Raw genomic sequence first — 16878 nt, forward strand, 5'->3', positions numbered from 1 at the left:
TTTTTTGCGCTGTCTACTTGACAGGGGGCGGGTCACTATGAGAGCCGTCGTTTTTTATGAGCTTCACTCCGTTCCGGTGCAGTTCCTCAACGTATTCCTCACTCGTCATCGTCCTGTTCCTCGGTGCTTTCGCTTCCCTCGCTCGTTTCAAGCGTGATCGTGTGGGTGTAGATCATGTGGTCGTTCAGACAGTCCAGAGAGCAGTAAGGCTGATTGGTGTCCTGATGCCTGTAATAGCTCTTGCCTGCGGGTATCTCTTTGTAACAGTTCGCACAAAACATTATTCCTCGTCCTTCCATAAATAAATCATAGCTTCATTGACAGCTCTCTGCGCCTGCATACGGAGCATATTGCCGATAGAGCCGACAAGATTGACAGCACCGATCTCTTTGGCTACCTGAAATTCACGGCTCGACTGCATAAGAAGCTCGGTCTGACGGTTTACAGCGTCCGTGACCTTTGTATCAAGCTCGTCAAGGTGCTTGTATATCTCGCCCTTGTCCACGATTGCCTGCAAGAGGTCGGGCCGCATATCCTCTATGTGGTGCAGATAGTACCTGATGTGGTCGGTGTGAAATACATAACGCTCCGTTTTGCCCGTCTTGGGGTTGATATGCGTGACCGTCTGCGTGTCGGTGTCAACAGCCCACAAGGGTGAGCCGCTGACTTCCTGTTTGCTTTTGAAGATCATGTGATCACTTCCGTTTCCGTGTGAAGTAATACGCTGCACCACCGACTCCTGCGAGAGCTGCAACTCCTGCAACAACAGGCAGAAGATTGGCTCCGGATTGCGCAGAATTGCCCTCAGAACCGCTTGTCGGAGCGTCGGGGGTATCGTTACCCTCTGCGGAAGAACCGCCCTCAGAAGCCTTTTCCGTTCCTCCTGCGACCTCTCCGATCACTCTCGGACTGTCCTCGCCCTTATCGTTTATCTCATAACCGCCTGTGCTTTCGTCGGGTTCGTCTTTCAGCGTACTGAACGGAGGAAAGCTGTCCACGGTATTGCCGTTCTTGTCGATCATCTGCCAGTTGCCGCCCTGAAGCGTGAAGCTGTAAAGGTTGTCCTCAGTCTCGATTGTCCAGCCACCGTCATTATCGTCCTCAAAGTCCCAGCCGTCAATAAGACTGCGGTAGTATTTGCGATAGCCGTGTGTGACCTCTCCTATATCGTTCCAGTTGTAAGCTCCCGTGCCGTAGTTCTCGTCAAGCCACTTGTCAAGCAGATGATGCTTGTACGATGCTTCGGGATAATCAAGCCCGTTATCGCCCTTGCCGTTCCAGAGATCTTCCCAAATGGCGGTTTCAAGACTTTCACGGTCGGGGGCTTCGGCAGCGGATGCTGTAAAGCCTGAGCTTAGTGCAAGTGCGGTGCAGAATAACGCTGTAATAATCTTTTTCATGATGATTACTCTCCTTTATATTTCAGGTATTGTTCTTAAAATAGAATTCTAACGCTTTTTCGATAGTTTCAGTGATCTCTTTTGGTTTTGTACCCTCTGCGAAATACTTGGTATAGGCGTAGTTGCTGATTTTCACACTTTTGGGCTTCGGTGTCTGCTCACTATCATCACCGTAGATGATACTGTGAACAGTATAACGGTCGATATATCCGTCGCTTTCGGCTGATGCACGGAGCATCTTGGCGATTTTATAGTCGATCTTATCTTCAACAGCACACTCGGCAACAACAGCCTGCGTATCTTCCGACAGGAAAGAAAGCTCCACACCTGTTCTGATAGCAATATCTCCGCTGTCCACAAGGGCTTTCAGCTCATCGATCAGCTTGTTGATGCGGATAAGGCGGACAACAGAGCCTTTGCTCACGCCGTACTCCTTGCCGACACTCTCGCTTGTGTCTAACTTTGAACCCACTGGATTCAAGGTTGTGTCGCCACTGATCTCGGCATTGGGATTTTCAAGAAGTGTCAACTCACGGATAATATCATTACGCTTGCCCGGTGAGAACATCTTACTGTGTCTGCTTGCGACAACAGCCGCTTGTTCAGATATTTTCAGGTCTGAAAATGACCTTTGGATAAGGTTGCTTTCGATGACATACATCTCTGCCTCGTCCTCGGTCAAACCCGTCTTGACGATAGCTGGCACGGTGGGCAGTCCTGCGAGTTTTGAAGCGTTCCAGCGGTTGTGACCGATCAGGATCTCATAACCGCCCTCGATAGGCTGTACGATGATCGGAGACAACACACCATTTTCCTTGATGCTGGCGACCATATCCTCAAGGCGTTCGCCCGAATACAGCTCAAACTTGTGGTTGTGGTAGGGGTGAAGCTGATCGCACGGTATCTGCTGAATAGCGGTCTGCGGTGCGGAGAGCATTGTTCCCAGGTCAAACTGCGGTGTATTCATCGTTTCATCTTCCTTTCCATGTCCGCAAGCTGTTTGCGAAGCTCACGGTTGTCAATATCAAGCTCCATGATTCGCTTTTTCAGCTTCTTGATCGAAACATCGGCACGGACGATCATATCCGCAAACCGCAGGAGCGTGTATTTATATCTGCGCTGATTGTAGTGAAATTCGTAGCAGAGCTTTCCTGAGAGCCTGTCACGGCTCTCGGAAAGGCTTGCAAGCACTTCCTTTGAAGTCTCTGCGATGATCTTGCTGTGGTCGGTGCTGAAATACTCGTTCAGCTCACCATCGCCGTGGGGAGTGAAAAGCCACGGCATTTTGTCGGTGTCAAAGGGCTTCATGACTCGTCCTCCTCGTCATCATCTTCATCGGTGCAGTAGTCAAGCCCGTTCTGGAGCTGAATGTAGATGCCGGAGTAGCGGTCATGCTCTGCGCCGTCGCTGTTCATCATCGCTTCAAGGAAATAAGCCTGTGCTTCTTCACGGTCGTCCCACACCTTGACTTCGCCGTAGCATTTGGTAGTGACCTTGCGGTTGGGGTTCATTGCGAGTTCGGGGATATTTAACATCTTGAAAGCACCTCCTGAGCCAATTCATCATATTCCTGACCTAACTTGTGACCTGTGAGACAAAGCGGTGTGCCGTTCTCGGAGCTTTTCGCCGCTTCAATGGACTTGCTGATGCTTGTCCTGAACAGCATTTCGCCGTACTTCTCGTTGAGTGTTTCGATCGCCGTTCTGCTGACCTTTGTGCGGTCAACCATAGTCGGCAGCACTCCGATGAGGTTCAGCTTCGGGTTGGTGTTCGCTTTGACAAGCTGTGTAAGTGCTTCGAGGGACTGCAAGCCGTCCATACTGAACTTCTGTGTCTGCACGGGTATCAGCACTCTGTCCGCAGCGGTGAGAGCATTGATAAGGAGCGTTCCGAGGGACGGCAGGCAGTCGATCAGCACGAAGTCATACGCTCCGATCACATCTTCCGTGAGTATCCTGCGGAGAATATGCTCCTTTGAGATCATCGTGACCATGAGCGTTTCCGCATTGGCGAGGTTAATGTCGGCGGGAATGTAGTCCACTCCTGCGGCTTCGCTGTGGCGGATAGCTTTCTGAGCTGTCTCGGCGGTCACGGGAGTTCCTGCGTAGAATGACATGATAAGCTGTGTCATGGTCGGGTTGCCGTCCGGCTCGTATTTCAGGTACTCGGAGAGATTTGCCTGCGGATCGAAGTCGATGAGAAGCACCTTCTTATCGTGTTTCAGGGCAAGGCAAGCTCCGAGATTATAGGCTGTGGTCGATTTGCCGACTCCGCCTTTCTGATTGCTGATTGCGATGATAGTCGTTTCCATTTTCTTATCCTCCTGTGATTTTGGCTCAGAACAGCGGATCGTCCTCTGTTCCTGCGTATGGGTTGCCGTTATCGGTCGGTGTGGTGTTCTCCTGCTTCTTCTTACCGCCTGAGAAGTGGATCTCCTCGACCTTGACCTCGATAGCCGAACGCTTCTGACCGTCCTTTTCATAGCGGTTGATGTGGACTGCACCGACAAGCGTTACCATATCGCCCTTGCCGAACCAATCGACTACCACATCAGCGTTGCGATTCCATGCGGTGCAGTCGAAGAAGTCTGTCTGTGCCTTCTCCTCGCCCTTACGCTTCGGGCGTTCGCAGGCAATGGTGAACTTGCAGAGGCGGTTATCGCCAACGGTCTTGATTTCGGGATCGGCAGTCAGTCTGCCGGCTACCATGAACTTGTTTAACATAGGATTTACCTTCCTTTCGTGGTCTGTGGTGTTTCGTGTTCCTGTTGTGCTTTTATTATACTATGCAATATCCCTATTGTCAAGTATAATTTTCAGAAGTTTTTGAATTTCGGCAATGCGCAGCAAATTATCTGATTTCCCCAGTGCAGCTTCACTATATTTTCGATTATACTTGACATATCCCCACTAATGTGATAGAATAACTGTAATAACCGATCAAGGGGTGATCTGATGTATAAGCACACTTGCCAGATCTGCGGAATGGAGTTTGAGTCTCCGTCAAGCAGAGCGAAATACTGCATCTACTGCCGTGACAAGGCTCAGGTCATGCGGAACAGGGCATACAAGGAGAAGAAGCAAGCCGGAGAAGCTGTTGCGATCGGCAGCGAACAGGTCTGCTCTATCTGTGGAAAGCCTTATAAGGTGACGGCTGGCTCTCAGAAGTATTGTAAGGAATGCCAGCAGAAGCAGGCTCGTTCCAAGAAAATATCCTCAAACGCTCAGTATGCCAAAGCGAATTACAAAACGCTGAAGCTGTATGTGTCCGCCGAGGAGCGTGATGCGATCAAGGCTTATGCGGAATCGCTCGGTATGAGCGTGAATAAGCTATTACTCACGGCGTTGGAGACTTTCAAAGAGTTGCAAAAGGAGAAGAAGCAAAATGAATCTGATTAAAAAACGAGTATCTTATAAATCGTCAAAAGATGGTAGTATCGAATATGGAGATTTATACAAGGCTATTCCTCAAGAACTGTATAATAGCTCTATTTTGGATTGTGTTATAGTTCGGTGCAATGAGTGCAATGAAATCGTAACTTATTGCAAAGAAATATATGACTTTCGCTTGAATGAAAAAAAGGGTTACTGCTTTTGCCCAGAATGTGCTAAGATTCTATTTAACATTTAATCACTCTAAATCCCCATTCTTTTTACGCTTGCGATCTTGCTGCTGCTCGCTGCGTTCCTGACGGAGAAATTCCTCAATGGTACGCTGTGCGTCGGCAAGGTCACGCGCCCGTTTATCTTCCTCACGAAACTGCATATCTTTCTGTGAACGCCCTTGCATAAGGGCGTTTATTTTTTGCTCCAAGCTCTCCACGGTCGGGATATGACCGGACGGGTAAAGCTCCAACACCTGAGCGCGGACTTTCCCGTATTCGTTCAGGTCATAGCTGTGGTCTTTGCGGTACTTCTTCGCAGCCAGACCGCTGAGAGTTTTCAGCTCCTCGGCGCACCTTTTGAACTTGCGGTACTGCCGCAGGACTTTCAGCTTGAATTTGAGATCGTCTATCTCCGTGTTCATGGTGTTCAGCTCGGAGAGAAGTGTTCGGCTGTGAGCATAGGTAGAGATAGCTTCACTGCGAAGATTTTCAGGCTCGATACCATACTCAGCGATCACATTCTTAGCAATACTGGCGAGCTTCATATTGCCACGGTCGATAGCGTCCTGAATAAACTTGTTCAGGGGCTTCTTCGTGATAACTCTGATCTTTGACCTCGGCACATAGATCATAACGCCCTTGTTCTGCTCAATACGCTGCCTGATCTGCTTTGTCTCGTAGAACCAGCCGAGTGTTCGGGCGCGTGTAAACTTGGCTCTCGGATTGCGTTCCTTCTGCTCGGCAAGCATAAATTTCAGGTCGATCTTGTGGTCGGGATTATACTCGACAAACACACCGAAATCGGCGCACTTCCTGAGAAAATCATCGAAGTCCTCGCTGACCTTGATGACCTGATCTATCGTGTATTTCAGCTTTGCCTTCCACGATAATCCCTGACGGTTCATATCCCATTCCCAATGGCTCTTGCCTTTACCCATTTCGGGGTGTTCGACTACGGAGAGATGATGCCGCCGGCATACCTCGTCTGCAAGGGTACGGAGCTTGTTGTATGACCTGTCTTTCTCTGTAAATCTGCGGTTCTCCAATGTCTCAAAAGTAAGCCCATTGATGAGGTTCGTATTATTGAAGATACAATGCAGATGAACATGACCTTTATCGGTATGGACTGCGAGATAGTATTGGTACTGATCTTTAAGGTATTTTTCGCACATTTCCTTGCCGATCTCCATAGCTCTTTCGGGAGTAACCTCCCCAGGCTTGAACGACATAATGAAGTGCTGGGCAATGACGGTGCTTCTGCCTGTACCTGTTGCTGTGACTTCAGCAAATTCTTTGGCAGCCTTGCTGGGTTCACGACTGCACATAAAGGTGCTGATCAGTCTGCCGTTGTCGGTCTTGGCAGCGGCAGCAATGTAGGCTATTGCTGAACCGACCGTAGCTGTGATTGGAAATATCTTAGTTGTTGCCATATCTTCTCAACTCCGTCCTTGATATTATCCATATCCTCACGGTAAACCTTGTCGGTACTGTTCACACGAACCGCTATCTGATTCACATTGTTGGAAATACTGCGGACAAGCCGTAACAATTCCTGCATATCCTCGGTGCTGAATTTCACGATAAGTGTATCAAAGAATGCGATACGCATAAACTCACTTTTAGACTTATAACCGCTGAGCCTGAACTTCTGCTCAAGGAAGTCGTATTCTTCCTGTGTCAACCGTACCTGAACGCTCCGTGTTCTCTTTATTTTATCTTTCATTCTCTCTCCTTTCTTTTCAGGGTTTTAGGGGCGGAAGCCCTCTGACAAGCATCTGCATTGAAAGTCACTCAAATCTCAATTTGTAGTGCATCAATGCCGTGCTTGCTAATTTTGAAACCGCCCTGATCGGGCGTTTTTCAAATTGAACCTGCGGCTCTCGGATTTTTCCTGCTTTGCTCAGGAATTGGAGCTGTGCGACTGAGCAAACATACCCCTTCACCTTACTACCGACATTTTCGGATTTTTGGGAAAGAAAAATCGAAATGTTCACAAAAAGTTTACAATTGACTATACTATAAAAATAGGGAGAACTATCCTGCATCCCAATAACTACTTTCCCTCAAAGCTTGACACTCAAAGATATACCGTGATATAATGAGGAAAAGGGGCTGAGATTTATGGCAGGTATGCGGTTCACGATCAGGTCTGAGGCTGACCTAATAAAAGCGATAAACAAGTACGGGTTTCTGCCGTTCTTCCGAAACAGTATCGAGGGCTTTTCCATAGAGGAGCATATAGCTCCTGAGCATTGGTATTATTCCGACAGCGCACAGTGGGATGCTTGGGACTGGAAAGGTCCGGTCATACAGAAAACAGGCTGTGCCTATGGAAAGTTTTTTGAACACAAGGCGGTATACATCAGCCGTGATTGGTTTCCGGACTTTGCAAACTATCGTCGTGACGGTTATGATTTCGATGCAAGGTATGATGAAGGGCTTGCAAAACATACTGACAAGGTGCTGTATGATCTGCTTGACAGTCATGCTCCCGTTATATCCAAAGAACTCAAACAGCTCGGAGATTACCGCAAGGGCGGCAATAAAGGTTTTGATACCTCTATCACAAGATTGCAGGAGCAATGCTATGTGATCACAAGCAACTTCATATACATGACCGACAAGCACGGGCAACACTACGGTTGGGGCGTAGCTGAATACTCAACTCCCGAAAAAATTTATGGGAGCCGCCTTTACCGATAAAGTCTATCAGCGAGAGCCGGAAGAATCCTATCAGCTTATCTTTGAACATCTGCGGAAGGTTCTGCCCCATGCAAGTGATGAACAGATAAAGAAGATATTGAAATAGAAAAAGAGCTGCACAGCTTTTGTGCAGCCCGATGAATAAACCTCCTGATTCTTGACACTCAAACTCCATTGTAGTATAATAGAGCAAGTGTGTGAAATCAGTAGGAGGTTATTACTATGATGGATTCAATTACAGTCGGTGCTAAGATCAAGATGACAGATACAGTCACCAGCGATTATCCTGTCGGCTCGACGGCGACGATTATTTACATAGACGAGATGGACAATGTTTTTATAGAATGGACAGATGGCAAGCTGTCCAAGTTCTCAGATAAACAGCTATTGAATGGCTTTGAGAAAACAGGTGCATAAAAGGTAGGCAGTCGGCAGCGATGTCGGCTGTTTTTCTTTTCCTGCCGATTGACCTTTTTCCGGCGGTATGGTATAATTATCCTAAGAGCTGATGCAAAAGGAGTGATGTATCATGGCAGTCTATATCGTATTCGACGTTGAAACGCCCAATCACGCAAATGACCGTATGAGTGCGATAGGCATTACTGCGGTCAGGGATAACAAGATTGCGGCAAATTACTTTTCGCTCGTTGATCCCGAAACACACTTCGATTATTTCAATACGCAGCTCACGGGCATAGATGCTGAGAAAGTCAAGGGCGCTCCGAATTTCGCAGAGCTTTGGAAGAAGATAGAGCCGATCATGAGCAAGGGTATCCTTGTTGCCCATAATGCTGTATTTGATATGAGCGTCCTCCGTGCGTGTCTGCGGAGTTACGGTATCAAATGGAAACCGTCTGCGGAATACCTGTGTACGGTCCAGATCGGCAGGCGTGTTCTTCCTGATATGAAGCATAACCTCAATGTAATGTGCGATCACTACGGTATCGCCCTGAATCATCATCAGGCGGACAGCGATGCCCGTGCCTGTGCGGAGATACTGCTGAAGTATATGGAAAGCGGCGTAGATGTCAATAAGTATGTAAAAAAATACTCCCTTACACCATAAAGCTGTGGTAATATATGTGCTTCCGAAGGACGGCTATGCCGTCCTTTTTCAGTTATCTCCAAGGTTTATGATGTGTTTCCCTTGCTTTTCAGCATACTGCATCGTCTTGTAAGCTCCGCCGCTGTTACGCTGAATACAGCAGACTATAAGATCTGATCGGTCTACAAGATTTCTGTTCCTGATCTGAATAGCTGACTTCGGGTGAGCATTTGCGGACTCCGCACATATCTCGACTTCATCATAGTAGCCGAGATATTCCTGTTCATTGTCACGGTATTCTGCTTTCATATATGGCAGAACCAGCGTAAAATGAGTATTACCATATCCGTACTGACGGACAGCTCTTTTAATGGCAGCAGAAGCAAGAAGGTCAAATTCTCCGTCCCTTCCTATGAGAAAGTCGATATACTCCTTCTGCCTGATAAGGTCGTACAAGAGTTTATCAAGAGCGTTCTCTATTTCTGATACTCGCTCGATGCTTCGATGCCCGAAAAAACTAACGGTGTAGATACTCAGCATATCGCTCATACTCCTTTGAAAACAGTATATACTAAGTATAACATGGTATCAATGTGGTGTCAATGTGACTGCATACAAAAGAAAGCTAAAGTGGTATGATAATAGTGAAAGTGAGGTATCGCTATGGCTATTATAAAAACATCGTTTACGCTTCGACTGGCTCTGATTGACCACGCAAAGATTAAGAAGATCGCTGAATCGCAGAATCGCTCCATTAACAACATGATTGAAACGCTTGTGAAGGATGCAATAAAGGAATATGAAAAGGAAAATGGAGAGATCAAACTTACTGATGAAGATATTATCGGTGAATGAGCGCTCCTTCCATTATGACAGACTTTGATCCCAATGGGTTCAAAGTAACCATTTGACGAGAGAGCTGTTGGGGAACGGCTCTTTTCTTATAATTACTGATTATATCCGGTTATCCGGTGTAATATATATCAGACAAGCATACAAACTCGGCTTTTGTTTGTTCCTATGCAGTACCATACAGAACAGATCGGATATTTCGATTAAAATGGAGGTGATAGCTGTGTACCGGACAATAACAATAGATGATAGTCTGCAATGATTGCCTTGCGGATTTCTTCTTTGCTGTAACAAATGCTGAGATTGTATGCCCATTGCATACAGCTTAAAGGCGGTCTGAGCAGATCAGACCGTTTTTTCTATGCCTGTTTGTGATAGAATGATGAAACTTCGCCTTGTAAGATGAAAAGTAGGTGAAATCGTTCCCGTTTGGAATATTATCAAAAAGGATAAAAAAGCCTTAATAAATCTATGCTTTTATCATCTTGCGGTTTATGGGAGGAGTGTAGGTCGGCTATCAGAAAACGGCGAAATACGGTGCTTTTGAATATGTGACCGTTCCCATTCGGGAACGCCTGACTACTGGCTTTTTCGCAGCTTATGGTTTATAATGATAGGGTACGCAGTCCATCATAGGACTAATTCTCTATACGGTGAACCTAAATGCGCGATAGGGTTACTCGATCACTGTATGGACAACTGAATAATGAGCGATCAAATGAACGAGTAATGTTTGATTGTCGGACGGATTATACCGAATGGCAGGATAACTATGTTCATTTGAGTATCTCCGTCCGACGGAAAGGACGGAGATTTCTTATGAGTAGTAATATTCTGATTCCTCGTATCGCTTTATTCAGCGAAATTGAAGAACCTCTCGATTATAAGGTGTTCGTGTATGGTACGAAAAACTCCCTTATGATCGACGCAGACACCTTTGGTGATGCACTTGCCCGTTACCTGAAAGAGTACAACATCAGCTATGATATGTTTGCCCGAATGACAGGCATCGGAAAAGGCTCTATTTCTCGTTATCTGAAAAATACCCGTCAGATCGGGCAGAAATACCTCTGTGCCGTATGTATCGCACTCAGGCTTCACCCTCTCCGGCGCGAGTATTTGTTTTCCAAGTCTGACAATGTTATTCCGGGTACTTATGGTTACAACGGTCTGGCAGCTCATATCATCAGAAACTATCTTGACGGCTGTGCATTCAGTGAAAAGTACACGCTTGAAGCTTGTAATAAGCGCCTGATTGAAATCAAGGCAAAGCCTCTTACAAAGCTGACCTCTATTACGGAGGGCAGCAAGTAATGGCGAGATTCATCTATATGCACCTCGGTGATGATATTCCAAAGAGAATAGAAAAGGAATACAACAAGATGCTCCGCAGGGAGAAGTACCTCGAAGAACGTGATGCGGAGTTCATGGCGCAGTCAACCGACTATGACAGAGTTCTTGAAGCGATACCCGATCCTGCAAGTCTCCCCATAAATTTGCTTGCTGAGGAGAACAGGAGAAGAAAAGACGCACGGCTTGACTATCTGCCCATCGCTTTGGAGAAACTGCGTCTCGATTTTCCGGAGGGATATAATGTGATCATCGACTATTTCTACTGCACAGAAAAGGTCACATTAACGGAACTCGCCACCAGATACGGTACTACGATAGATATTGTCAGATACAAAATCACAATTGCAAAAAAGAAACTCAAAGAGTATATCATCTTGCACGAAAATAACGGCTAAGAAATGTGCATAATGCCGATTTTTCTTTTTTGAAGAAAGAAATTTGCGAAAATCTTTCCCAAAAACGCAAATTTATCGGTAGTAAGGTGAAGGGGTTCGGCGGAGCAGACACCGAATGCCCCTCAAGTTCCTCCTTTCTTTTCATTGGAAAGGGTTATGTAGAGCTGAGAGGACGGCGCAGCTTCTTTGTCCATTTTCAGGCTGTGCCGTTCCCAAAGGCTCACATTCTTCTATCTCTATCTATGGTAAGCATAATATAGACTCCTTTCACTAAGACAGCAGAGATGCTGTCGGGAGAGCCTGAGCTACAGCTTGGGTTCTGCCAAAAACATCTCTGAATATGCTTGTTCCATTTCTCCTATTTTCAATTAGACAGCAATGCTGTCGCTCCTGCGACGGGGACGGATTCCGTTCCCGTCAATTGCAGGAGTTCTTTTACAGACACAAAAACACCGACAAGAAAGAGAGAGGGTGTTCTAATATGAATGAGATTTCAATCGCTGTGAGATACAACAACGATATGCGTACCGTCAGCGGACGGGAGCTTCATAAAGTTCTGAATGTCAGGACGCAGTATTCAATGTGGTTCGACAGAATGCGTGAATACGGATTTATCGAAAATACGGACTTTTTCACGGTAACCAAAAATGTGTACCGTGAAGATGGCAGACCAATGCCGCAGAAACAGATTGACCATAACCTGACCATTGATATGGCAAAGGAGCTGTGTATGATACAGCGTACCGAGATCGGTAATCGCTGCCGCAAATACTTCCTGAACCTTGAAAGACAATGGAACAGTCCCGATGCTGTTATGGCGAGGGCGTTACAAATTGCAGACCAGAAACTGGAGCTTGCAAATCAGCAGAATAATAATCTGATTGAAACAACCGCTGTTCAGGCGAAACAGATAGAAGTCATGAAGCCGAAAGCCGACTATTGCGATATGGTACTGCACTCCGAAGGGCTTATGCCCATAAGTACCATTGCGAAGGACTACGGCAAGTCGGCAATATGGCTGAACAAGTGGCTTCACGAACACGGTATCCAGTATAAGCAGGGACAGGTATGGCTTCCGTATCAGAAATATGCAGACAGAGGATATATGAAATCAAAGACACACACTGTTTATGATAAGAATGGTGATCTTACTGCCAAAGTCCATTCATATTGGACGCAGCAGGGCCGTATATTCATCTATCATCAGTTAAAGAAAGAGGGCATCCTGCCCCTGATCGAGCAGGACGATAGCTGAAATGCTGTCGGGAGTATCCGAAATTCGGGTACTGCCTACGGTGCTTCGCACACACCTCCTTGTTTTATTCGGCGGCTGATGTGCCGTCGGGAGCTACTACTCCTCGGAGTAGGGGCTGCCAACAGTACATCAATCTTTGGACATAAAAATAACCGACAGACGATGTATTACAGTATCTTGAAAACTGAATATGAAACATCAACGCTATTATGTTTTCTTTTTCTCCTGAGAGGAGGATCATCTATGGCGATAAGTGCAGATAAGAAGGATATAACCAACAAACTGCGTAAATATCCACCAGTTCTGACTGTAAAGGAAGTATGTGAGATTTTGAAGTTCAGGCCTACCAAAGTATATGGTATGATAAGCAACGGAGAGATAAAGCGCATAGATCATATCGGTCGGCATATCAGGATATTAAAAGCAGATTTGATCGACTTCTTAATTGCGCACAAAAACAACGGTTAAAATCCGGTCACAGCGCCGAAAACAGAGAATTGCGGTCACATAGTCTTGCATTATATTTGGTTCTGCGCTATAATGATAGAGTCAACAGCAGACTTCTACCGCTTTCAAATCGAAGGAGGATCATTATAATGAAAGCAAGTCTGCCTTATAAGTATATCACTTCCGTGAAGAACGGAAAACAGTATGTTGTTTTTGACTACAAGGACAGCGCAGGAAAGCGTAAGCGTAAATGGGTGAACACGGAACTTCCTGAGAAATGCACAAAGAAGGCTCTGAAAGAAGCGGTCGATCAGATCGTGGCAGAGTTTGACGAGCAGTTCAGAACGGGAACGATCGGTAAGACAAAAGCGAAATCTGCGGTGGATGTGCCGTATGCAGTTATGACGGAATCTGCTCCCGAAGCAAAGATGAAGCTGAGTGCCTATATCGACGAGTGGCTTACAGCAGTCAGACCGAACCTTGCCCGTACTACATTCAATTCGTACAAGAATTCCAACAAGCGTTTTGTAGAGTACCTCGATGAGCATTATCCCGATTTGACTCTTGGCACACTGAGATATACTCACGTTCAGGAGTTCCTCAATCACAAGCTCGATGAGGGGCGCAAGGGTAGCTGTGCAAAGCAGTATTATCTTGCAATTCACTCTGCTTTGGCGTATGCTGTTAAAATGGAATATATCCCGATACACCCTATGGACAAACTTGTCGTGCCGAGAGCAGATCGTTATGAAGCTACCTTTTATAATAAGGACGAGCTGAATACACTGTTCGAGACATTCAAAAATGATAAACTTGAGCTGATCGTGCATATCGCAGCCTACTACGGTCTGCGTAGAAGCGAGGTGCTTGGTCTGCGGTGGGACGCTATCGACTTCACCAATAAGACGATCACCATTCAGCGTAAGGTTATCAGTGACTATGACGAGGACGGTCACAGAAAGCTCTATGTGGAGAACAGGCTGAAAACCAATTCCACAAGAAGAACGCTCCCTCTGATACCGCACATCGAAAAGATGCTGTTGGATAAGAAGGAGCTTGAAGCTCACTTCAAGAAGATCAGCGGTAAATCATTCGATAAGGAGTTTGAAGGCTTCATCTGCCGTGACAACTTCGGAAAGTTAATCTCACCTGAGTATGTGACAACCCGTTTTCACTATGTCATTACCAAAGCTGGACTCCGTCATCTGCGTTTCCATGATTTGCGACATTCATGTGCGAGCTTATTGCTTGCGAATGATGTTCCGATGAAAGCAATCCAGGAATGGCTCGGACATAGCAACTATACAATTACGGCGAATCTTTATAGTCATTTGGAGTATAACGCTAAAGTCATTTCTGCGGAGACTATTGCAAGGGTGCTTGGCGGTGAAGCTGAAACAGAAGAACAGAAAAAAGTCACTGCTGAAACTGTTGAACCTGCACCTGAGAAGAAACCGGCACGAAAGAAGTCGGCAGCAAAAAAGACTGCGGACAAGAAATCCGCAAGCGTAAGGTCTACATCAAAAACAGCAGAAAAGCCTTCACCTAAAAAGTCAGGTGGTAGAAAAAAGAAAAGCGAAACACCCAAAGCTACGGGTGAATCACAAGTGTCAACATTATAAAATATAATATCGAAAAATGGATAGCGAGAAAAAGAGAACGAAAAAGAGCGATTTTGGTAGAAAAGTTGTTAGAAAAAAAGTGAGTTTCGACAATATATTCATCTACCACGAAAGCTGGTAAAGCCCATCAATACGCTGTTTGAGGGAAGAAAATATGGATTTGTTCATATAATCTCATTGACTAAATCAGCACTATATGCTATAATCAGTAAAACCGCAAACAAACCTCCAAAAAGGTGAATTGACTTTACTGTATGTCTGATTTTTCAAATATTTCTTACAACCCAATTGCTTCGACATGAATCCGATGCTCCACATCTGATATTCTTTTAGTGATTTACCATAGTCATTCAAACCTCTTGCTTCCTGACCCACGATCATAATGTTTTTCTTTCCCGCACCAAAATTATCACACACACCTCCTATAAAAGGTCTGGAAAATGTATAATTCATAGATGGCGTCACTTCTGAAGCAACCTTATTATACCAAGACGTAAATGCGTCCAGTAACTCCTCATTTATCTTTTTTACAGTTTCATTCTCTGCCATACCTACTCCTCCCCATATTTCAAAATAATGTCCCTAGCCACTGATACAACTCTGTCCGCCACGCTTTGAGGCTTGATTATTTTAACAAACTGACTATACTGCATAGTCCAATAAAACAGGGCGTTTTCATTGACCTTTAGTGATATTACGCATTTGTCATTGCTTTCTGACAACACGTTAAAGCCCTTACCAAACCAATCGATTATCTGCCCTATAAGGAAACGATCTACCTCAAGCTCTGCATTCACTGTCTCCCCACTGAACATATAAATATGGTCTTTCATGTATTTTGAAAGGTCAAAGCCATGGCTGTTGCCTGCCGTTTTTCGTATATCCTTCTGCGGCATATCTATCAACTGTATTTCCAGTATTTTATCGACCCGAAAATTTGCGATATTATCATATTTGTCAACATTGCAAATAAGGTAGTACCTGCCGTTTGCGGTCACTGTGTAATATGGATTAATTATATATTTGTCAGTTTTCTTCGGGTGCAGTTTTTTATCTGTTCCATATTCGCAGTATAAAAATTCTATCTGCTTTTTCTCCTCTATTGCCTGATTAAGCAACTCGACAGTATAAAGCACCTGTGCATTTTCTGTATGCCCAATAGTTTCATAATTCACTGAACCTTTAATTCTATTTTCAGCAAATGGACTTGACTGTTTTTCAATTTTGCTAATAAGTCTCTCCGTTTCTCTACCCGTAACATACCTTGAGAACAGCAAGCCGTCAGAAATAAGCTTTACCTCACTCGGCTCCAATGTGTGATTATAATATATATCGGTGATAATCACATTCACATCATCAACAGATTTCTGCGAACCATTTTTGCGCTCTATTTCTGTATATTCAATATCGAACCCAAACTCAATCAAATTCATAAGATTTCGCTTTACAGTTTTTCTGTCACAGGTAAGTTCAAAATCAGTTTGCAAGTATTCCTGTATATTTTTCTGCGTCAGCCTATGATCAACGTCAGAATGCCGTTTTATTACTTCCAGCGTCATTATAAGATTATTTTTTACAGGCTGTCTGCCCATACTTATCATCTCCTGTCTACGTATTTAATGCCAAACACGATGCGGTATTAGTTACTCATCTTTATTATATTGTACCGAGTTGCGTAGGACAAGTCAATGGATATGAGATGTTTTTCAGAATAAAATCAATGATTTTGTAGACATTTACAAATTTACAAATATGTTTTTGGCTACTATTAAAATCACAGAAAACTATCACAGCCTTTTCCCATACTATCGTATATCTCTTTACGAAGTTCTCTAAGTTTGGATTCACATTTGGCGATACTGTTAGTGTATGGAGATTTTTCTTTAAGTTCATTTGTAATATCATTAATTCACTTTTGAAATTCTTTATTCCGCTCTTGTATTTTGTCTGCTGTTTTTGCAAATTCTTTAAAAAAATTGATTATTCTTCGCATATTTCCATTGGCTGATGATCCCATTTCTATGTAAAAAGGAACGTTATTTCTGATCAAGCATATTGCATATTTTGACTTTTCAAGGTTGTTTCCGTCATATTCACGCTTTTTAAACCCTGCAAAAATTTTGTTATATGCCTCTTCAATTTTCCATATTCTGTCCTGATCTGACAGTGTGTTTGCTGTACCCTTTTTTCAAGATCAGATGG

23 protein-coding genes are annotated in these 16878 nt (G+C 44.8%); 10 read left to right on the top strand and 13 right to left on the bottom strand.

Annotated features, from left to right (window positions below; all coding sequences use genetic code 11):
* Window positions 1-98: 98 nt before the first annotated feature.
* The 8 genes from QVO88_RS00115 to QVO88_RS00150 are packed head-to-tail and all read right to left on the bottom strand — an operon-like array spanning window position 99 to window position 4123.
* A complete protein-coding gene (locus QVO88_RS00115) occupies window positions 99-281 on the bottom strand; it encodes a hypothetical protein (RefSeq protein WP_022286500.1) in 183 nt (60 codons plus the stop codon).
* Window positions 281-691 carry a hypothetical protein gene (locus QVO88_RS00120; protein ID WP_022286501.1) on the bottom strand — a complete coding sequence of 137 codons (411 nt, stop codon included), beginning with the start codon at window positions 689-691 and terminating at the stop codon, window positions 281-283. The genes QVO88_RS00115 and QVO88_RS00120 overlap by 1 nt, the downstream gene beginning before the upstream one ends.
* A 4-nt stretch (window positions 692-695) precedes the next feature.
* The gene (locus QVO88_RS00125; RefSeq protein WP_022286502.1) at window positions 696-1400 is read right to left on the bottom strand and encodes a hypothetical protein; all 705 of its coding nucleotides are present in this window, start codon (window positions 1398-1400) and stop codon (window positions 696-698) included.
* Window positions 1401-1422: 22 nt separating this feature from the next.
* Window positions 1423-2367: a ParB/RepB/Spo0J family partition protein gene (locus QVO88_RS00130; protein WP_022286503.1), complete on the bottom strand. Its 945-nt coding sequence runs from the start codon at window positions 2365-2367 to the stop codon at window positions 1423-1425.
* Window positions 2364-2708, bottom strand: coding sequence for a hypothetical protein (locus tag QVO88_RS00135; RefSeq protein WP_002852006.1), 345 nt, complete (start codon window positions 2706-2708; stop codon window positions 2364-2366). Before QVO88_RS00135 ends, QVO88_RS00130 begins: the two co-directional genes overlap by 4 nt.
* The gene (locus QVO88_RS00140) at window positions 2705-2935 is read right to left on the bottom strand and encodes a hypothetical protein (RefSeq protein ID WP_022286504.1); all 231 of its coding nucleotides are present in this window, start codon (window positions 2933-2935) and stop codon (window positions 2705-2707) included. The genes QVO88_RS00135 and QVO88_RS00140 overlap by 4 nt, the downstream gene beginning before the upstream one ends.
* Window positions 2929-3711 (bottom strand): ParA family protein, encoded by a 783-nt coding sequence (locus tag QVO88_RS00145; protein ID WP_022286505.1) that lies wholly within the window; start codon window positions 3709-3711, stop codon window positions 2929-2931. The genes QVO88_RS00140 and QVO88_RS00145 overlap by 7 nt, the downstream gene beginning before the upstream one ends.
* Window positions 3712-3736: 25 nt before the next feature.
* Window positions 3737-4123 (bottom strand): single-stranded DNA-binding protein, encoded by a 387-nt coding sequence (locus tag QVO88_RS00150; protein ID WP_022286506.1) that lies wholly within the window; start codon window positions 4121-4123, stop codon window positions 3737-3739.
* Between the two features lie 231 nt (window positions 4124-4354).
* On the opposite strand from QVO88_RS00150, the gene QVO88_RS00155 reads away from it, so the two are divergent.
* A complete protein-coding gene (locus QVO88_RS00155) occupies window positions 4355-4798 on the top strand; it encodes a hypothetical protein (protein ID WP_022286507.1) in 444 nt (147 codons plus the stop codon).
* A gap of 232 nt (window positions 4799-5030) precedes the next feature.
* On the opposite strand, the gene QVO88_RS00160 is transcribed toward QVO88_RS00155, so the two are convergent.
* Window positions 5031-6434 (bottom strand): relaxase/mobilization nuclease domain-containing protein, encoded by a 1404-nt coding sequence (locus QVO88_RS00160; protein ID WP_022286509.1) that lies wholly within the window; start codon window positions 6432-6434, stop codon window positions 5031-5033.
* Window positions 6383-6727, bottom strand: coding sequence for a MobC family plasmid mobilization relaxosome protein (locus QVO88_RS00165; RefSeq protein WP_022286510.1), 345 nt, complete (start codon window positions 6725-6727; stop codon window positions 6383-6385). Before QVO88_RS00165 ends, QVO88_RS00160 begins: the two co-directional genes overlap by 52 nt.
* 398 nt (window positions 6728-7125) lie before the next feature.
* Here QVO88_RS00165 and QVO88_RS00170 point away from each other — a divergent pair, with 398 nt between their 5' ends.
* From QVO88_RS00170 to QVO88_RS00180, 3 genes are all read left to right on the top strand, one after another.
* Window positions 7126-7707: a hypothetical protein gene (locus QVO88_RS00170; RefSeq protein WP_022286511.1), complete on the top strand. Its 582-nt coding sequence runs from the start codon at window positions 7126-7128 to the stop codon at window positions 7705-7707.
* Between the two features lie 222 nt (window positions 7708-7929).
* Window positions 7930-8124, top strand: coding sequence for a hypothetical protein (locus tag QVO88_RS00175; protein WP_022286512.1), 195 nt, complete (start codon window positions 7930-7932; stop codon window positions 8122-8124).
* Window positions 8125-8236: 112 nt separating this feature from the next.
* Window positions 8237-8773 (top strand): 3'-5' exonuclease, encoded by a 537-nt coding sequence (locus tag QVO88_RS00180; RefSeq protein WP_022286513.1) that lies wholly within the window; start codon window positions 8237-8239, stop codon window positions 8771-8773.
* A 48-nt stretch (window positions 8774-8821) separates the two neighbouring features.
* Here the strand turns inward: QVO88_RS00180 and QVO88_RS00185 are convergent, their stop codons facing one another.
* The gene (locus tag QVO88_RS00185; RefSeq protein ID WP_022286514.1) at window positions 8822-9292 is read right to left on the bottom strand and encodes a hypothetical protein; all 471 of its coding nucleotides are present in this window, start codon (window positions 9290-9292) and stop codon (window positions 8822-8824) included.
* Window positions 9293-9415: 123 nt separating this feature from the next.
* Here QVO88_RS00185 and QVO88_RS00190 point away from each other — a divergent pair, with 123 nt between their 5' ends.
* From QVO88_RS00190 to QVO88_RS00215, 6 genes are all read left to right on the top strand, one after another.
* Complete coding sequence (locus QVO88_RS00190; protein WP_022286515.1) at window positions 9416-9607, top strand: hypothetical protein; 192 nt, start codon at window positions 9416-9418, stop codon at window positions 9605-9607.
* Window positions 9608-10423: 816 nt separating this feature from the next.
* A complete protein-coding gene (locus QVO88_RS00195; protein WP_022286516.1) occupies window positions 10424-10918 on the top strand; it encodes a helix-turn-helix transcriptional regulator in 495 nt (164 codons plus the stop codon).
* Entirely contained in the window at window positions 10918-11352 is a 435-nt protein-coding gene (locus tag QVO88_RS00200) for a hypothetical protein (protein ID WP_022286517.1), read from the top strand. Before QVO88_RS00195 ends, QVO88_RS00200 begins: the two co-directional genes overlap by 1 nt.
* Window positions 11353-11833: 481 nt before the next feature.
* Complete coding sequence (locus QVO88_RS00205; protein ID WP_022286518.1) at window positions 11834-12607, top strand: phage antirepressor KilAC domain-containing protein; 774 nt, start codon at window positions 11834-11836, stop codon at window positions 12605-12607.
* Window positions 12608-12850: 243 nt separating this feature from the next.
* Window positions 12851-13075: a helix-turn-helix domain-containing protein gene (locus QVO88_RS00210; RefSeq protein WP_022286519.1), complete on the top strand. Its 225-nt coding sequence runs from the start codon at window positions 12851-12853 to the stop codon at window positions 13073-13075.
* Between the two features lie 128 nt (window positions 13076-13203).
* Window positions 13204-14676, top strand: a complete 1473-nt coding sequence (locus tag QVO88_RS00215; RefSeq protein WP_022286520.1) for a tyrosine-type recombinase/integrase — start codon at window positions 13204-13206, stop codon at window positions 14674-14676.
* Between the two features lie 192 nt (window positions 14677-14868).
* On the opposite strand, the gene QVO88_RS00220 is transcribed toward QVO88_RS00215, so the two are convergent.
* Window positions 14869-15225: a hypothetical protein gene (locus tag QVO88_RS00220; protein WP_022286521.1), complete on the bottom strand. Its 357-nt coding sequence runs from the start codon at window positions 15223-15225 to the stop codon at window positions 14869-14871.
* Window positions 15226-15227: 2 nt separating this feature from the next.
* On the bottom strand, window positions 15228-16268 hold the full coding sequence (locus tag QVO88_RS00225) for a YafY family protein (protein WP_022286522.1): 1041 nt from the start codon (window positions 16266-16268) through the stop codon (window positions 15228-15230).
* Window positions 16269-16878 lie beyond the last annotated feature (610 nt).

Origin of the sequence: Ruminococcus sp. CAG:57 (assembly GCF_000435935.1) — a bacterium.
Lineage (GTDB): Bacteria > Bacillota > Clostridia > Oscillospirales > Ruminococcaceae > Hominimerdicola > Hominimerdicola aceti.

Coding starts and splice junctions, on each gene's coding strand:
- QVO88_RS00115 (WP_022286500.1), bottom strand. CDS start 281: ATGTTTTGTGCGAACTGTTACAAAGAGATACCCGCAGGCAAGAGCTAT.
- QVO88_RS00120 (WP_022286501.1), bottom strand. CDS start 691: ATGATCTTCAAAAGCAAACAGGAAGTCAGCGGCTCACCCTTGTGGGCT.
- QVO88_RS00125 (WP_022286502.1), bottom strand. CDS start 1,400: ATGAAAAAGATTATTACAGCGTTATTCTGCACCGCACTTGCACTAAGC.
- QVO88_RS00130 (WP_022286503.1), bottom strand. CDS start 2,367: ATGAATACACCGCAGTTTGACCTGGGAACAATGCTCTCCGCACCGCAG.
- QVO88_RS00135 (WP_002852006.1), bottom strand. CDS start 2,708: ATGAAGCCCTTTGACACCGACAAAATGCCGTGGCTTTTCACTCCCCAC.
- QVO88_RS00140 (WP_022286504.1), bottom strand. CDS start 2,935: ATGTTAAATATCCCCGAACTCGCAATGAACCCCAACCGCAAGGTCACT.
- QVO88_RS00145 (WP_022286505.1), bottom strand. CDS start 3,711: ATGGAAACGACTATCATCGCAATCAGCAATCAGAAAGGCGGAGTCGGC.
- QVO88_RS00150 (WP_022286506.1), bottom strand. CDS start 4,123: ATGTTAAACAAGTTCATGGTAGCCGGCAGACTGACTGCCGATCCCGAA.
- QVO88_RS00155 (WP_022286507.1), top strand. CDS start 4,355: ATGTATAAGCACACTTGCCAGATCTGCGGAATGGAGTTTGAGTCTCCG.
- QVO88_RS00160 (WP_022286509.1), bottom strand. CDS start 6,434: ATGGCAACAACTAAGATATTTCCAATCACAGCTACGGTCGGTTCAGCA.
- QVO88_RS00165 (WP_022286510.1), bottom strand. CDS start 6,727: ATGAAAGATAAAATAAAGAGAACACGGAGCGTTCAGGTACGGTTGACA.
- QVO88_RS00170 (WP_022286511.1), top strand. CDS start 7,126: ATGGCAGGTATGCGGTTCACGATCAGGTCTGAGGCTGACCTAATAAAA.
- QVO88_RS00175 (WP_022286512.1), top strand. CDS start 7,930: ATGATGGATTCAATTACAGTCGGTGCTAAGATCAAGATGACAGATACA.
- QVO88_RS00180 (WP_022286513.1), top strand. CDS start 8,237: ATGGCAGTCTATATCGTATTCGACGTTGAAACGCCCAATCACGCAAAT.
- QVO88_RS00185 (WP_022286514.1), bottom strand. CDS start 9,292: ATGCTGAGTATCTACACCGTTAGTTTTTTCGGGCATCGAAGCATCGAG.
- QVO88_RS00190 (WP_022286515.1), top strand. CDS start 9,416: ATGGCTATTATAAAAACATCGTTTACGCTTCGACTGGCTCTGATTGAC.
- QVO88_RS00195 (WP_022286516.1), top strand. CDS start 10,424: ATGAGTAGTAATATTCTGATTCCTCGTATCGCTTTATTCAGCGAAATT.
- QVO88_RS00200 (WP_022286517.1), top strand. CDS start 10,918: ATGGCGAGATTCATCTATATGCACCTCGGTGATGATATTCCAAAGAGA.
- QVO88_RS00205 (WP_022286518.1), top strand. CDS start 11,834: ATGAATGAGATTTCAATCGCTGTGAGATACAACAACGATATGCGTACC.
- QVO88_RS00210 (WP_022286519.1), top strand. CDS start 12,851: ATGGCGATAAGTGCAGATAAGAAGGATATAACCAACAAACTGCGTAAA.
- QVO88_RS00215 (WP_022286520.1), top strand. CDS start 13,204: ATGAAAGCAAGTCTGCCTTATAAGTATATCACTTCCGTGAAGAACGGA.
- QVO88_RS00220 (WP_022286521.1), bottom strand. CDS start 15,225: ATGGCAGAGAATGAAACTGTAAAAAAGATAAATGAGGAGTTACTGGAC.
- QVO88_RS00225 (WP_022286522.1), bottom strand. CDS start 16,268: ATGGGCAGACAGCCTGTAAAAAATAATCTTATAATGACGCTGGAAGTA.